11 protein-coding genes are annotated in these 16,076 nt (G+C 72.1%); 2 read left to right on the top strand and 9 right to left on the bottom strand.

What is annotated here, in order from left to right:
• Positions 1-86 precede the first annotated feature (86 nt).
• Together D7147_RS29540 and D7147_RS29535 are read right to left on the bottom strand one after the other, a co-directional pair.
• Positions 87-1,565: a glutamate--cysteine ligase family protein gene (locus D7147_RS29540; protein ID WP_120683570.1), complete on the bottom strand. Its 1,479-nt coding sequence runs from the start codon at positions 1,563-1,565 to the stop codon at positions 87-89.
• A 286-nt stretch (positions 1,566-1,851) separates the two neighbouring features.
• Complete coding sequence (locus D7147_RS29535; RefSeq protein ID WP_120683568.1) at positions 1,852-2,433, bottom strand: YceI family protein; 582 nt, start codon at positions 2,431-2,433, stop codon at positions 1,852-1,854.
• A 99-nt stretch (positions 2,434-2,532) separates the two neighbouring features.
• On the opposite strand from D7147_RS29535, the gene D7147_RS29530 reads away from it, so the two are divergent.
• On the top strand, positions 2,533-3,039 hold the full coding sequence (locus tag D7147_RS29530; protein ID WP_120683566.1) for a MarR family winged helix-turn-helix transcriptional regulator: 507 nt from the start codon (positions 2,533-2,535) through the stop codon (positions 3,037-3,039).
• A 239-nt stretch (positions 3,040-3,278) separates the two neighbouring features.
• On the opposite strand, the gene D7147_RS29525 is transcribed toward D7147_RS29530, so the two are convergent.
• From D7147_RS29525 to D7147_RS29515, 3 genes are all read right to left on the bottom strand, one after another.
• Positions 3,279-5,948, bottom strand: a complete 2,670-nt coding sequence (locus D7147_RS29525; protein ID WP_120683564.1) for an ATP-binding protein — start codon at positions 5,946-5,948, stop codon at positions 3,279-3,281.
• A 167-nt stretch (positions 5,949-6,115) separates the two neighbouring features.
• On the bottom strand, positions 6,116-7,270 hold the full coding sequence (locus D7147_RS29520) for an acyl-CoA dehydrogenase family protein (RefSeq protein ID WP_120683562.1): 1,155 nt from the start codon (positions 7,268-7,270) through the stop codon (positions 6,116-6,118).
• Between the two features lie 66 nt (positions 7,271-7,336).
• Entirely contained in the window at positions 7,337-8,869 is a 1,533-nt protein-coding gene (locus tag D7147_RS29515) for an acyl-CoA carboxylase subunit beta (RefSeq protein ID WP_120683560.1), read from the bottom strand.
• A 268-nt stretch (positions 8,870-9,137) separates the two neighbouring features.
• Between D7147_RS29515 and D7147_RS29510 the strand changes: the two genes are divergently transcribed.
• A complete protein-coding gene (locus tag D7147_RS29510) occupies positions 9,138-9,707 on the top strand; it encodes a snapalysin family zinc-dependent metalloprotease (protein ID WP_199716725.1) in 570 nt (189 codons plus the stop codon).
• Between the two features lie 212 nt (positions 9,708-9,919).
• Here the strand turns inward: D7147_RS29510 and D7147_RS29505 are convergent, their stop codons facing one another.
• The 4 genes from D7147_RS29505 to D7147_RS29490 form a co-directional block, all read right to left on the bottom strand.
• On the bottom strand, positions 9,920-10,831 hold the full coding sequence (locus D7147_RS29505; RefSeq protein WP_120683556.1) for a hydroxymethylglutaryl-CoA lyase: 912 nt from the start codon (positions 10,829-10,831) through the stop codon (positions 9,920-9,922).
• A gap of 159 nt (positions 10,832-10,990) precedes the next feature.
• The gene (locus tag D7147_RS29500) at positions 10,991-12,328 is read right to left on the bottom strand and encodes an acetyl-CoA carboxylase biotin carboxylase subunit (RefSeq protein WP_120683554.1); all 1,338 of its coding nucleotides are present in this window, start codon (positions 12,326-12,328) and stop codon (positions 10,991-10,993) included.
• Positions 12,329-12,504: 176 nt separating this feature from the next.
• Positions 12,505-13,104, bottom strand: a complete 600-nt coding sequence (locus D7147_RS29495; protein WP_120683552.1) for a TetR/AcrR family transcriptional regulator — start codon at positions 13,102-13,104, stop codon at positions 12,505-12,507.
• Positions 13,105-13,217: 113 nt separating this feature from the next.
• Positions 13,218-16,076 carry a hypothetical protein gene (locus D7147_RS29490; RefSeq protein ID WP_233563565.1) on the bottom strand — a complete coding sequence of 953 codons (2,859 nt, stop codon included), beginning with the start codon at positions 16,074-16,076 and terminating at the stop codon, positions 13,218-13,220.

The raw sequence follows: 16,076 nt of genomic DNA, 5'->3' as shown, positions 1-16,076 counted from the left end.
GCGCGGTCGCACGTCCGGCGTGTCGACGGGTCAGGTGTGGTCGACGGGTCCGGCGCAAGCGCGCCCGACGCTCCGGTCGACGGAAGTCAGTCAACCGGCCAGGTGTGCACCGGCTCGTTGCTGCGCTGGAGCTCGGCATAGCGCTGCACCATGTGGTGCAGGGCCGCCTCGCGGTCCAGGCCCCGGTGCCGCTCGGCCGCCCAGACCGCCTCGGTCTGCCAGGTAGCGCCGTTGCGGCCGGTACGGCAGCGTTGTTCGATCACTCCGAGCAGGCGGTCCCGCTGCGCCGGGGCGACACCGAAACCGTCCAGACCGGCGGCGGCCTTGGGCAGCAGCACGTCCAGCACGAGTTCGGTCACCGGCACGTCGCCGAGCCTCGGCCAGTGCAGTACGGCATCCAGGCCGCGCCGGGCGGCGGCGTGGAAGTTCTCCTCCGCGGAGCTGAACGTCAGCTGGCTCCAGATCGGGCGGTCCGCCTCGGCCAGCGCGCGGGCCAGACCGAAGTAGAACGCCGCGTTGGCCAGCATGTCGACCACCGTCGGCCCGGCCGGCAGCACCCGGTTCTCCACCCTCAGGTGGGGGCGGCCGTCCATGATGTCGTAGACCGGCCGGTTCCAGCGGTAGACGGTGCCGTTGTGCAGGCGCAGCTCACCGAGTTGGGGCACCCCGCCGGCATGCAGCACCTCCACCGGGTCCTCCTCCTCGCAGATCGGCAGCAGCGGCGGAAAATACCGGACGTTCTCCTCGAAGAGATCGAAGATCGAGGTGATCCACCGCTCCCCGAACCACACCCGGGGTCGTACGCCCTGCGCCTTCAGCTCGTCCGGGCGGGTGTCGGTGGCCTGCTCGAAGAGGGCGATCCGGGTCTCCGCCCAGAGTTGGCGACCGTAGAGGTAGGGGGAGTTCGCGCCGACCGCGACCTGCACCGCGGCGATCGCCTGGGAGGCGTTCCAGTAGTCGGCGAAGCTGTCCGGCGCGACCTGGAGGTGGAACTGGAGGCTGGTGCAGGCGGCCTCCGGCGCGATCGAGTCGGTGTGCGTGCGCAGCCGCTCGACGCCGTTGATGTCCAGCTCGATGTCCTCACCCCGGGCGCCGACGATCTGGTCGTTGAGCGCCCGGTAGCGCTCGTTCGTGGAGAGGTTCTCCGCGATCAGGTGCCGCTCGGTGAGGGTGGGCAGGATGCCGACCAGCAGGATCTTGGCGTCCGACTTGGCGGCCCGCTCGTCCGCCCGGGCGAGACTGCCGCGCAGGTCGTGCGCGTAGTCGGCGAAGCCGGTGCCCTCGATGAGCCGGGGCAGCGCGTTCAGTTCGAGGTTGAACTGGCCCAGTTCGGTCTGGAAGAGCGGGTCCGCGATGTGGGCGAGGATCTCCTCGTTGCGCATCGCCGGCTCGGCGGTCGAGTCGATCAGGTTGAGTTCGATCTCCAGCCCGGTCATCGGCCGGTCGGCGTCGAAGCCGAAGTCGTCCAGCATCAGGGCGAAGACGTCCAGACAGCGCCGGACCTTCTGCCGGTAGCGGACCCGGTCCTCGCGGGAGTAGGCGCCCTGCGAGACGTCCCTGCCCATGTGCCCCTCCCGGCATAAGGCGCGACCGGGGCCGTACCGTCCCGACGCGCGTTGTCAGCCCATAACGTTAAGAGCGCTCACCTCGTCAGGACCAGAGGCGGAGAGCGGCCGATCCGTTCGACGCGGCCGCCGGGCCGGTCGTGGGATGAGCGCTGGTCGTATCTCTACCCAGTCGACCTGCTGCGTCATCGGTTCGGGCGGCACGCGGGCCGTGACGATCCGCACATGCGACGACGCCGGGTCCACGCCGCTTTCGCGAGGTGGACCCGGCGTACGGGCCGGGGGGTCAGGCCTGCCGGACGGCCTCGCCCTCGATCTCGATCTTGACCTTCTTGCCGACCAGCACGCCGCCGCCCTCGATCGCGACGTTCCAGGTCAGGCCGAACTCCTCGCGGTCGATCTCCGTCTTCGCCGAGAAGCCGAAGATGTCCTGGCCGTACGGGCTACGACCGACGCCCTCGAACTCGACGTGCAGCTCGACCTGGCGGGTCACGTCCTTGATGGTCAGCTCACCGAGGAGGACGAACTCGTTGCCGTGGCGGGACTTCACCCCGGTGCTGCGGAACTCCAGGGTCGGGAACTTCTCGACGTCGAGGAAGTCGCCGCTGCGGAGGTGACCGTCCCGGTCGGCCGTGCCGGTGTGGATGCTGCCAGCCTGGATGGTCGCGGTGACGGAGGACTGCATCGGGTCCTCGGCTACCGTGATGGTGGCGGCCGCCTCACCGAACTCGCCGCGCACCTTCGACACCATCATGTGACGGGCAACGAAGCCGACGCGCTTGTGTGCAGCGTCCAGCGCGTAGGTGCCGGGGGTGGGGATGGTGAGACCCTCCCACTGGCGGGTCGCGGCCTCGGTGCTGCTGGTCATGGCGTTCCTCCGGATTTTGTTTAGTAGCCCAACCGCTGACGCAGCAACTATAGCCAGGTCAATATTCCCCGTGTCAAGAACTGATACGATGGATCGGTGATGAACGTGTTCGACGCCCCCGGGATCACCGCCATCGGGCTCCTGTACGAGGTGCACGCCGCGCTGTCGACCCGGTTCGCCGCCCAGTTCGAGGAACACAAGCTCTCCACCGTCGAGTTCGAGGTGCTGACCCGCCTCGCCCGCTCGCCGCAGCACCAGCTCCGGATGACCGACCTCGCCGCCCAGACCACCCTCTCCACCAGCGGTGTGACCCGGGTGATCGACCGGATGGAGCGCGACGGCCTGGTCACCCGCCGCGCCTGCCCCTCCGACCGGCGCAGCTCGTTCGCGGTGATCACCGCGGCCGGCCTGCAACGCCTGAACGAGGTGCTCCCCGGGCACCTGCGGATCATCGAGGAGTGGTTCACCGGCCAACTCGACCCGGAATCGCTGCAGGCGCTGGTCGGCGCCCTCCGTCAGGTCCGCGACGCCGTACACCCCTGCGCGACCGCCGGGAGCGACAGCAAGTGCGACGACGAGACGAAGGAGCCCGAGCCGGCGGCGTGACGGTCGGCGACCGTACCGGCAGAAAGACCGGCAGAACTACCCGGGCCACCGGACACCGATTGCGAAACCGGACCAACCGGTTGGTACCCGCTGGCTAGTCTTCGGCTCAGCGGGGGATCACCGGGGGGTGACGGCGCGGGCGGAGAGCGAGGGGTTAGCAACAAAGGGGGCTGTTCGCCCGCGCCACCCCGACCCGGGCACGCGCTGCCGGCCGCCGGGCCCGCCACCGGATTCCCCGGTCACCGTGACGCCCGACCATCACGGTTCGCGGCCAACGCGTACAGCAGCTCCTCCTCGTGCGGCAACAGCCGGATGGCGCCCTCCCGACACACCAGCTCCAGCCGATCCAGCACAGCCGGATCACCGGTGCTGGAGGCGAGGCCGACCAGCGCCTCCACCGTGTCCCGACGGTCGTAGTCGTCCGCGCCCGCCTCGACGGCAGCGCTGAACCACTCCGCCGCCAACTCCCGGTCACCCTGGTGCAGCGCGAGGTTCCCCTCGACCAGCGCGCAGATGCCCGCCTCCGGATGCGGCCACCGCCAGCCGGCCTCCCGCGGGGCCATACCGGCCGTCGGAACGACAGATCGCTGCCGGGGCACGACCTGCTCCCCCGGTGGACGCAGCCGCAGCCGCATCGGGGCACAGGTACGGAGTTCGGCAAGCACCTCGGCGGCCTCGTCGGCCCGGCCGTCCTGGGCGAGCGCCAACCCGACCCGGCCGAGCACCCGGCGCCGGTGCCCCGGGTCACCCAGCTCCGCGAGCATCGCCAGCACCCGGTGCCCCTGGTCGATGGCGTCGCAGTACCGCCCCTCCAGCCGGGCGACCTCGGCCAGATTCGCCCGCGCGAGCACCCGCAGCCGCGGCTCCCCACACTGCGCGGCGATCCGGTCCACGGCGGCGAGCCGCCGCCGGGCCGCCGCCAGGTCGGCGAGGCGGACCTCGTGCCAGGCCAGGTTGTTCTGCGCCACCGCCACGTCCCGGATCCGTCCGTGTCGCGTCGCCAACCGCAGCACCGCTTCGGCCTGCTCCCGGGCCTCCACCGGGCGACCGGTCCGGATCAGCAGACTGCCGAGAACGGTGCCGGCCGCGAGCTGTCCGGAGACGTCACCGGCGTTCCGGAACGCGGCCACTGCCGCGCGCCCCCCGGGTAGCTCCTCGTCGGCAGCCCCGTGCTCGGCGGCGAGCCGGGCCGCGCCGAGCGCCGCCCACGCCCGCAGCGCCGGCTCCGCATCGGCGGTACGCGGATCGGCCAGCAGCCTGCGCAGCCACTGCCGACCGGCCACGTCCCGCCCCCGGAATCGCCACCACCGGGACAGCCCCGACGCGAGCCGCAGGGCGGTCAGCGGATCGTGGGTGGCGGCGTACGACAAGGCGGAGCTGATGTCGCCGTTCAGGTCGTCGAGTCGGCGCACCGCATCGGTGAGGCGGGCGCCGACCAGATCGGGCACGGTCCGGGCGACCAGCCCGGCGATCACCGCGGCGTGCCGGCTGCGGATCCGCGCCAGCTCGCCAGTGCCTGCGGCCTGCTCGATGGCGAACTCACGGACCGCGTCGAGCAGGCGGAACCGCAACGGTCCGGGGCCGGATACGCTCAACAGGCCCAGCTCGACGAGCCGGTCCAGGACCGGAATGGGATCGATCGCCACCGTGCCGTCCGCGTCCGCGTCGCAGACGAGCATCTCCTCGGCCAAATCCACCGACCAGCGGTGACCGAACGCGGCGAGCCGCCGCAGCGCCAACCGCTCCTCGGGAGCGAGCAGCCGGTAGCTGGCCGCCACGGCATCCCGGAGCGTCACCGCCACCGACGGCCCGTACGGCTCCGCGCCACCCGGCTCCCAACCCCGGCTCTGCGTGCCCCGGTCCGGAGTGGCGAGATCGAGGACTCGGTCGCCGTATCTGTCGAGCAGCTCGGCCGGGTCGAGGATCCGGCCGCGCGCGGCCATCAGTTCGATGGCGAGCGGCAGACCGCCGAGGCGGCGTACGAGCGCGGCGATGGCCGGCAGCTCGGCGGGCACGGGCGGTTCGCGGCGCACCTGGGCGAGCCGCGCGAGAAAGAGTTCGACCGCCGGCCACCCGGTCAGCGCCGCGGGCCCGCCCACCTCCGCCTCCGCCGGCGGCACCTCGAGCGGGGTCACCGGCCACACCCGCTCCCCGGACAGCCCGACCGGATGCCGCCCGGTGACCAGCACCCGCAGTGACGGCACCGCGGCGATCAGGCGGTGCAGCACCTCGGCCACCGGACCCGGAGCGCGCTCGGCGGCGTCCACCACGAGCAGCACCGGGCGGCCCGCCAGCCGGGCGACGAGCTCCGGCGCACGGCCCGCGCCGAGCACGGCCATCGAGGTGGCGAAGACGTCGTAGGCGTCCGACCCCTCGCCGATCAGCACCCCGGCGACTCCGGCGGGATGGCTCTCCGCCACCGCATGCCCCACGGTCAGCGCCAGCGCGGACTTGCCGACACCCGCCAGGCCGACGAGGCTCACCAGCCGGGGGCCCAGCTCGTCGGTGAGCATGGTGACCAGCTCGTCGACGTCCCGATCGCGACCGATCAACTCGACCGGCGGCGGAAGCGTCACCGCGAGTCCGGCTTCGCCGGGCCCGGATGCGGAGGGCTCCACCGGACCCGGGGACGGGTTGGCCGGTTCGCCGGTCGGGCCGCGAGCCGCGGCCAGAAAGGCCGTACGGGCCGCACCGGCGAGATCGAGCGCGCCGGCCAGCAGCTCGACGGTCGTCCGCTGGGGCCGGGAGGAGCGGCCCCGCTCCAGGTCACGCACCGTCCGCACGCCCACCCCCGCGCGGTCCGCCAACTCGGCCTGGGTGAGAGCGGCGGCCAGCCGGTGCCCACGCAGCAGTTCCGGCAGGGCGGCGCCGCCGTCCGGGTCGGGCGAGCGATCACGAGCCGGGGTCACGGAGTGGAAGAGTACGGACCAGGTGCGATCCTCGGCAGCTCAGCGTCGGGCTGCCGACGTTCGCCCGCCGAAATCCGACAGCAGTCGCCCGCCGCCCGCCTCGGCGGTCGGCGTCCACCGGTGGTCGGCTCTTCGCGGTCGGTGTCCCGCCGGCGCGGTCGGCGTCCTCAGAGGCCGAGGTCGCGAGCGATGATCATCCTCTGCACCTCGCTGGTGCCCTCACCGATCTCGAGGATCTTCGAATCCCGCCAGAACCGGGCCACCGGGTACTCGTTCATGAAGCCGTAGCCGCCGTGGATCTGGGTGGCCTCCCGGGCGTTGTCCACGGCGATCGTGCTGGCGTGCAGCTTGGCGATGGCGGCCTGCCGCTTGAACGGCTCGCCCGCGAGCATCCGCGCCGCGGCGTCGTAGTACGCCAGGCGGGCAATGTGCGTCTTCGCCTCCATGTCGGCGATCTTGAACTGGATCGCCTGGTAGTTCCCGATCGGCTGACCGAAGGCGTGCCGCTCCTTCGCGTACTTGATCGACTCGTCGACGCAGCCCTGGGCGAGGCCGACGGCGAGCGCCGCGATGGCGATCCGCCCCTCGTCGAGGATGCGCAGGAACTGGGCGAAGCCGCGGCCGCGCTCGCCGAGCAGGTTGCCCGCCGGCACCCGGCAGTCGTCGAAGGTCAGCTCGTGGGTGTCGGAGGCGTTCCACCCCACCTTCGAGTACGCCGGCGCGACGGTGAAGCCCGGCGTGCCCGAGGGCACGATGATGGTCGAGAGCTCCTTCGAGCCGTCCGGCCGGGTACCGGTGACCGCGGTGACCGTGACCAGCGTGGTGATGTCGGTGCCGGAGTTGGTGATGAACGCCTTCGAGCCGTTGATCACCCACTCGTTCGTCGCCTCGTCGAGCACCGCCCGGGTCTGGGTGCCACCGGCGTCCGAACCGGTGCCCGGCTCGGTGAGGCCGAAGCCGGCCAGGGCCTCTCCGCTGAGCAGCTTCGGCAGCCACTGCGCCTGCTGATCAGCGGTACCGAACCGGTAGATCGGCATCGCGCCCAGCGAGATCGCGGCCTCCAGCGTGATGGCCACACTGGAGTCGACCCGGGCCAGCTCCTCCAGCGCGAGGCAGAGCGCGAAGTAGTCACCGCCCATCCCACCCTGCTCCTCGGGGAAGGGCAGGCCGAAGAGACCCATCTTGCCCATCTGCCGGATCACCTCGTACGGGAAGGTGTGCTTCTCGTAGTGCTCGGCGATGACCGGCGCGACCACCTCCCGCGCGAAGTCCCGCACGCTCTCCCGCAGCGCCTCTTGCTCCTCGGTGAGCCGGAAGTCCATCTGGTTCCTCCTGTACGTACGGGCGCCGGGCGTTCGTGACGTCGCGGCGAACGCGGGAATGGTCGATCAGACCGGGGTGACGCCGTGCCGGCGTCGGGAGAAGTGGCGGTCCTTGCCACGCGCCGCGGCGAACCGGCGGACCAGTTCGTCCCGCAGCTCGTACGGCTCGACGATCGCGTCCACCACCAGCTCGCTGGCGAGGCGGACGATGTCGATGTCGCGCTCGTACTCCTCGCGCTTCGCGGCGACGAAGTCGGCACGCTCCGCCTCGTCGGCGATCGCGGCGATCTTGTTGGCGTAGACGGCGTTCACCGCCGCCTCGGCGCCCATCACCGCGATCTTCGCGGTGGGGAGCGCGATCGTGGCGTCCGGCTCGAAGCCGGGGCCGGCCATCGCGTAGAGGCCCGCGCCGTACGCCTTGCGGACCACGACGCAGATCTTCGGCACCGTCGCCTCGGAGATCGCGGTGATCATCTTGGCGCCGTGGCGGATGATGCCCTGCTTCTCCACCGCGCTGCCGACCATGAAGCCGGGTACGTCGGAGAGGAAGAGCAGCGGCACGTTGAACGCGTCGCAGAGCTGTACGAACCGGGTGGCCTTGTCGGCCGAGTCGACGAAGAGGACTCCGCCCTTGAACATGGAGTTGTTGCCGACCACGCCGACGACCTCCCCGTTCAACCGGCCGAAGCCGATGGTCAGCTCCTTGGCCCAGAGCGCCTGGATCTCGAAGAAGGAACCCTCGTCGAGCAGGCCCTTGACGTACCGCCGCATGTCGAACGCCTGCCGCTCGCTCGCCGGCACCAGCGCGGCGAGGTCGGCCTTCTCGGGCGCCGGCGCGGCTTCGACGGTCGGCGGGTCCTGCGTCCAGTTCGCCGGCAGGTACGACAGGTAGCGCTTCACCACGTCGAGCGCCTCGGCGTCGGTCTTGCAGAGGAAGTGCCCGACGCCGGACTCGGTGCAGTGCACCTTCGCCCCGCCCATCGCCTCGAGGGTGGTCTTCTCGCCGGTGACCATCTCGACCATCCGGTCCGAGCCGAGATACATGCTGGCGTTGCCGTCGACCATGGCCACCACGTCACAGAACGCGGGGATGTACGCACCGCCGGCGGCGCTCGGCCCGAAGAGCGCGCAGACCTGCGGGATCGAGCCGGAGGCGCGGACCTGGTTCCAGAAGATCTTTCCGGCGCCGCGCCGGCCAGGGAAGAGCTCGACCTGGTCGGTGATCCGGGCGCCGGCCGAGTCGACCAGGTAGACCATCGGCACGGCGGTGGTGTACGCCCGCTCGATGATCCGGATGATCTTCTCGACCGTCCGGGCGCCCCAGCTGCCGGCCTTGACGGTGGAGTCGTTCGCCATCAGGCAGACCCGCCGACCGTCGATGGTGGCGGTGCCGGTGACCACCCCGTCGGCGGGGAGCCCGTCGGCGAGCGCGTTGGCGTAGAGGCCGTCCTCGACGAAGCTGCCCTCGTCGACCAGGAGCGCGACCCGTTCCCGGGCGAAGAGCTTGCCCTTCGCGGCGTTCGCCGCATGGTACTTGTCCGCCCCGCCGGCCTTGGCCCGCTTGCGCAGCTGCTCCAGTGCCTCACCGTCGAGCGTCACGCCGACTCCCTCGCCGTACCGACCTGAACGATCGTTAGGTTAGCGCATCGCGGCCGCAGCGGACCACTCGACCGGCTGGCGGCGCCGACCTGAGTTCGACAGCCGTGGGTCCGGCCCGGCCGGCGGCGCCGAGCCGAGTCGGACGGCCCCGCGCAATCCGAGCCGGACGGCCCCGCCCGACCAGAGCCGGACCGTGCAGGATATTGATATCTGCCTATCTCTATGGCTAGGCTCCTGGCACCCCACACCTTCCGGATTGGAGTGAGTGATGACCTCACGAATCGGCCGAGTCGTGGCCGCGTCCGCAGCGACGGCGGTGGCCACCCTCGGCGTGACGGTGGCCAACCCGGCACCGGCCTCCGCCGCCATGACCATCTGCTACAACACCAGCCAGGCGGGGAGCTTCGCCGGCATCGCCGGCCAGGCCGCCTCGATCTGGAACAACGCCACGACGAACCTCACGCTCTCGGCGAACTGCGGCTCGAACCTCCGGATCTACCAGATCACCGGCGGTGGGTCGTACGCCATCCGGACCAGCCTCGGCAACGGCCGGGTCTACATCGACACGCAGCAGGCCCAGCAGTACAGCCCACTGCGGATCATGACCCACGAGATCGGGCACATCCTCGGCCTGCCGGACAACTACAACGGCAACTGCTCGCTGCTGATGTCCGGCGGCAGCGCCGGCACCAGCTGCACGAACCCGTATCCGAGCACGACCGAGGCGAACCGGGTCAGCAACCTCTTCGCCGGCACCCGGGCCGCCGAGCGGGCCGAGGGCAGCGGTAGCGCGGTCTTCCGCGACAGCTGGCCGGCCGTAGCCGCGACGGTCGGCTGACCGACCGGAGGACCGGCACCACGCCGGTTCGCAGGGGCCGGCGTCCTGCCGGCCCCTGCTCCGTTCGGCGGCGAGCCCGGTCCGCCGGGTCAGGCCCTGCCTGGCTCTGTTGCGCAAGGCTCGCCCGAGCGAGCCGAGGCCCTGGCGGTCGCCCGCCGGTCGTCGCCCCCGGGCCAGCGCAGCCGGGCCGGGCCGGCCGCCGGCCCCGGGCTCTAACTCGCCAGGCGGGTACGCGGACCGGCGCGGAGCACGCCGGAGGGCAGTTGCCGGCCGACCAGGCGCTCGGCCAACTCGGCCACCTCGACGAGGGCGTCCAGGTCGATGCCGGTGTCGATGCCCATGTCGTGCAACATGTGCACCGCCTCCTCGGTGGCGAGGTTGCCGCTCGCCCCCGGGGCGTACGGGCAGCCGCCCAGGCCACCGACGCTGGCGTCGAACTCGGTGACGCCCAGCTCCAGCGCGGTGAGCAGGTTCGCCAGGGCCGTGCCACGGGTGTTGTGGAAGTGCAGCAGCACCGGGACGTGGGCGTTGCGGTCGCGTACCGCCGTCAGCAGCTCCCGGACCCGGCGCGGCGTGCCCATCCCCGTGGTGTCACCGAAGGCGACCCGGTCGGCCCCGTCCCGCACCACCCGGTCCACGATGCCGGCCACCCGCTGCGGGTCGATGTCCCCCTCGTACGGGCAGCCGAAGCTGGTCGCCACGATCACCTCGGCTCGGGCCCCCGCGCCGTGCAGCAGGTCGATCAGCTCGGCGATGTCGTCGAGCGACTCCTCCGTCGAGCGGTTGACGTTGCGTCGGTTGTGCGTGTCGCTGGCCGAGACCACCACCTCGATCTCGGTGAACCCGGCGGCGAGCGCGCGCTGCGCCCCGCGCGTGTTCGGCACCAGCGCCGAGTAGCGCACCCCGTCGACGCGGTCGGCGCGCTGCCACACCTCGTCCGCGTCGGCCATCTGCGGGATCGCCTTCGGGTGCACGAAGGAGACCGCCTCGATCCGCTTCACGCCGGTGCGGGAGAGCGCGTCGAGCAGACGTACCTTGGCGTCGGTCGGGATCGGATCCTCGTTCTGCAACCCGTCGCGGGGTCCGACCTCCCGGATCGACACGGAGTTCGGCAGGCTCGTCATAAGGGGTCACCTCACTGTGACGCGGTGCTGGTCCTGGTCCCCCCAGCATGTCACCCCACCCGCCGGACGACGTTGATCAAGAGGTTTGCGTCAGACGGAGCCGGAATCCCGACGCAAACCTCTTGATCAACGAGAGCTGGGCAGAAGGAGCGGGCGGGGTCAGCGCATGCGGGTGATCAGGGCGGTGTCGTAGTCGCCGGAGATGAACTCAGGGTTCTCCAGCAGCTCGGCGAAGAAGGGCAGGTTGCACTTCGGACCGGCGACCTCGAACGCGGCCACGGCCGCCCTCGCGCGCTCGATCGCCTCGGCCCGATCCGCCCCGCTGACGATCAACTTCGCCATCAGGCTGTCGTAGAACTGGGTGACCGTGTTGCCGGCGACGTACCCGGAGTCGACCCGTACGCCCTCGCCGACCGGCTCGGTCCACGCGCTGATCGCGCCCGGTCCCGGAATGAAGCGCTTCGGGTCCTCGGCGTTGATCCTCAGCTCGATCGCGTGCCCGCGCGGGGTGAGCGCCGCCGGATCGAACGTCGGGGCCAGCCCGGAGGCCACCCGCAGCTGCTCCGCCACCAGATCGATGCCGTAGACCAGCTCGGTGACCGGGTGCTCGACCTGGAGCCGGGTGTTCATCTCCAGGAAGAAGAACTCGTTCGTGGCCGGATCCAACAGGCACTCGACCGTGCCCGCGTTGCGGTAGTTCACCGCCTCGCCGGCCCGCACGGCGGCGGCGAGGAACCGCTCCCGCAGCTGCGGGTCGACCGCCGGCGACGGGGACTCCTCGACCAGCTTCTGATTGCGCCGCTGCACCGAGCACTCGCGTTCGCCGATGGCGACGACCCGGCCGTCGGCGAGGCCGAGGATCTGCACCTCGACGTGGCGGACACGCGGAAAGTACCGCTCGATCAGCACCGAGCCGTCGCCGAACATCCGCTCGGCGAACGCGCGCACCTTGTCGTACTCGGTGCGCAGCGCCGCCTCGTCGGTGGCCACACCCATGCCCATGCCACCGCCGCCGGCCGCGGCCTTCACCATCACCGGGTAGCCGATCTCGGCCGCGGCGGCCGTCGCCGCCGCGAGGTCGGCGGCGGGCTCGGTGGTGCCGGGCGCGACCGGAACACCCGCCGCCGCCATGAGGTTCCGAGCATTGATCTTGTCGCCCATCGCGGCGATCGCGTCGGCGCCGGGCCCGACCCAGACCAGCCCGCTCGACTCGACGGTACGAGCGAAGTCGGCGTTCTCCGACAGGAAGCCGTAGCCGGGGTGGATGGCCTGCGCACCGGTGGACTTCGCGGCGTCCAGGATCGCCTCGACGTTGCGGTAGCTCTGTGCCGGGTTCGCCGGCCCCACGCACACCGCCTCGTCGGCCTCGGCCACGAACGGCAGGTCCGCGTCGACCTCCGAGTGCACCGCGATCGCCCGGACGCCGAGCCGCTTGGCGGTACGGATGATCCGGCGGGCGATCTCCCCCCGGTTGGCGACCAGCAGTGACTCGATCATGGCTCCTCCAGCGTCCAAGGGTTGGGACGGATCTCAGCGAACCATGCCACCCCGGCCGCGCACGACCCCCACCCCCCAGGACGCGTTGATCAAGAGGTTTGCATCAGTACTCGCGCGGAAGATGACGCAAACCCCTTGATCAACACGGTGCCAGGCGAAGGCCCGAGGGGGTGGGGTCAGGCGAGGAGGGCGGCGAGGGTGGCGCCGCGGAGCAGCTCCGCCCGACGTCGACGGTCCACCTCTCCGCCGAGGAACGGAGTGGAGTTCATCAGGCCGAACGCCGCGTGGGCCAGCACCCGGGCCTCACCGTCGGGCATGCCCGGGTGCAGGGCCGTGAGCACCGTGACCCACTCCTCGACGTAGAGCCGCTGGAGGCGGCGGATCCGGCGGCGCGGCTCGTCGGGGAGGCGATCCAGCTCGTGCAGGTGCAGGGCGATCACCGCCGGATTCGCCAGCGCGAAGTCGACGTGGAAGTCGATGAGCGACTCCAGCGCGGCCCGCGGGTCGTCCGGGTGGGCGGTGGCGCGCTCACGGCCACCGTCGAGCAGCCCCTCGCTCACCGGAATGAGCGCGGCGACCAGCATGGCTTCCTTGCCGGCGAAGTGGTGGTAGAGCGCCGGCCCGGTGACTCCGGCCGCCGCACCGATGTCGTCCATCGAGACACCGTGGTAGCCGCGCGCGGCGAAGAGACCGACCGCGATCTCCAGGATCTCGTCCTTACGAGAACGACGCCGGCTCGCGCCGGCCGCGCCCCGCGCCTGCTGCTCCACCGTCACGGGGCAAGCGTAGACCTGCGCGGACGGTGAGGAGGAGGCAAGGTTGCCGGATGGTCGATCAGACCCGGCCGATGGCCCGGGCCGACCGGTACGACGGCCGGCCCGGGTCACGATCAGTGGTCGTGATCGAGGTTGTGCTCGGCGCGCAGCTCGGCGGCCTCGTCCGACCGGCCGAGACCATCCAGCGCCTGGGCGAGCAGCCAGGCCGCCTGCTGCACCGGCCGGCTCCCGACGGGCAGCCCGCCCAGCACGTCGCGCAGCAGCCGCTCCGCGTCGGCCGGCCGATCCGACCGCAGCAGCAGCTCCCCGGTGAAGATCTCCACCTGCGCCGCCTCGCCGAACGCCTCGATCGACCGGAGGCGGTCCGGCAACCCGGCCAGCCGGTCCAGCGCCTCGCCCTCACGGCCCTCGCCGGCCAGCACCCGCGCCGCCGCCTCGGTCGCCATCGCCCGCTCGTACGTCGCCGGCGGCTCCGGATCGTCGGCGAGCGCGGCCGAGAGGCCGTCCATCACCTCCACCACCCGCAGCGCCGTCGCACCGTCACCGGCCCACATCCAGGCGTACGCCTCACGTCGACGGGCCCGCAGTTCGTCCACGGCGAGCCCGGCCAGCTCGTACGTGCTCGCCGCCGCGGCGAACCGCTCGGCGGCCAGCGCGTCCCGGTCGACGCCGTAGAGCAGCCCACCCGCCTCCTCCAGCATCTCGGCCCGGTGCGGCAGATTGTCCGGACCGTCCAGGTTCTCTGCGAGCTGTTCGAGCAGGGCGAGCGCGGGCTCGGTCTCGCCGAGCCCCTGGTAGACGCCGGCCAGCAGGTACCGGCAACGGTCCGCCTGGACCTGCGCCCCGAGCTTGTCCAACCCGAGCACGGCCTCCTCGGCGACCTCGGCCGCCTCGTTCAACCGCCCGGCGACCCGGTACGCGTTCGCCAGCTCCCAACGGAGCAGGGCGTCTCCCGTGGCGCCCTGCTCCACGCAGAGCGTCACCGCCTCGGCGAAGTCGTCCACCGCCTCGTCCGCGCGCCCGGCCGCCATCAGCGCCCGGGCCCGGGTGACCCGGACCGCGAGCAGTGCGTTCGGTGGCGCGACGGCCAGTGCCTCGTCGCAGGCGGTGACCGCCTCCGCCGGGTCCTCGGCCGAACGGGCGTACGCCAGGCAGGCGCTCATCAGCAGCTCGCCGACGCCCAACTCCCGAGCCAGCCCGCGGGCCCGCTCGGCCGCCGAGCGGAACTCCTCCGCCTTCTCCGACTCCTCCAGCGCATGGGCGCGGTGCAGCGCGACTCGCAGCTCCAGGTACGGGTCGGCGACCGGCGGAATCCGCTCCAGCTCGGCCAGCGCCTCCGCCCAACGCTCGCCGTGCATCAGCGCCAGCGCCACCCGGTCCCGCGCGGCGGCCCGCTGCCGGTCGTCCCCGAGCCGGTCGAGGGCGTCGGCGGCGGCCTCCACCAGCGCCAGCCCCTCCTCCCGGCCCGTCTCGGTCATGGCGAGCAGCACCCCGAGCCGGCTGGCGACCACCTGCGCGCGGAGTTCGTCGCCCAGCTCCCGGTAGGCGGCCGTGGCCGCCCGGGCGGTCTCGATGGCGACCGGGACCTGCTCGTCGTCGCTCAACTCGGCCGCCCGCAGCTCCAGCCGCCGGGCCGTCGTGACCGCTGTGGGTTCCGTCGCGCCGAACCGCTCGTCGTAGGCGGAGAGGGCGGCCTGGAAGCCGGGACGGTCGTGCCGGTGCCAGCACGACTCGGCGAGGTCGAGCAGCTCGTCGGGTCCGGCGTCGACCGGGATCTCCGGCGTCGCCGGTCCGGAAGCGCTGGTGTCCTCGACGCCGATCGGCGGCACGGTTCCCGCCGGGGAACCCGGGACCGGCACGCGACGGCGCACGCTCGCCGAGAGCGGCACGTGCTCACCGCTCGGTTGCATCGCCAGCCGGGCGGCGATCAGCTCGGACTGGCGGGCGGTGCCGTTGCGGGCGTCGAACCGGGCGGCCAGCTCGGTGGCGGTCTCCGCCAGCTCCGCGGCGAGCCGGGCCGCCGGCACGTCGGCGGCCGGGCGGTCGGCCGATGCCCGCCGGTAGACGGTCAACCCGCCGTCGACCTGCCACAGCGCCGCGGCGGCGGTCGCCGCGAAGTGCATGGCCGCGGCCGGGGAGGGCGAGCGGTCCAGCCAGTCCAGGTGCCGCTCGACCAGCTCCAGCGCCCGCGCCTCGTTACCGGTGACCGTGCAGAACTCGATGTGGTCGCCGATGTCCCACAGGTCGGAGAGGTTGCCCCGCATCCGGCGGTACGCCGTCCGGTGCGCGTTTAGCGCGTCGTCGTGCCGACCGGTCCGCAGGTAGGGCACGAGCAGCGCGGTCAGGATCGCCTGGGGCTGCTCGTTGCAGGTGAGCCGCCCGGCAAGCACCGGCTCGGCCAGGCTCGCCGCCTCGGCGTACCGGCCGGTGTCGGCGAGGTACTGCACCTCGGTGGTCGGGTCGCAGCCGGCGCAGTCGGAGAGCTGGTCGCGCGGGGTGGTCTGCCAGAGCCGGTACCAGTGCGACGCCGCGTCGGTGTCCCCGACGTGCTCGGCGACCCGGAACCGGTGCTTGTGGACGGCCTGGAGGCTGTGCCCGCCGGCCTGGTACCGCCGCTGCATGTCGTCGAGGACCGCGTACGTCCGGTCGAGCGGCACCTCGGGGAACTTCAGCATCAGGTTGACCATGTACTTGAAGTGCCAGAGCAGCTGCCCGGCGTGGCGGGCGTGGTAGGGCTGCGGGTCGCGGTCGAACTCGGCGAGGCACCAGGAGAAGGTCACGAAGGACTTCGCCGGCTCACCGCCGTACGTGTACGCGGTGGTGCCCTGCATCCGGGTGACGAAGGCGAGTTCCCGGTCCTCGGCCGTGTCGACCCGCCGGAGCAGCTGCTCCAGCGCGGCGATCTGCCCCGGCCCGTACGGCATGTTGCTGACCTCGCGGAGCACCCGCCAGAGATCCTCGGTGGTCCCCAC

The organism is Micromonospora musae, assembly GCF_003626545.1.
Lineage (GTDB): Bacteria > Actinomycetota > Actinomycetes > Mycobacteriales > Micromonosporaceae > Micromonospora > Micromonospora musae.
Note: the sequence above shows the minus strand (reverse complement) of the source record. Positions and strands in the feature narration are given on the sequence as shown.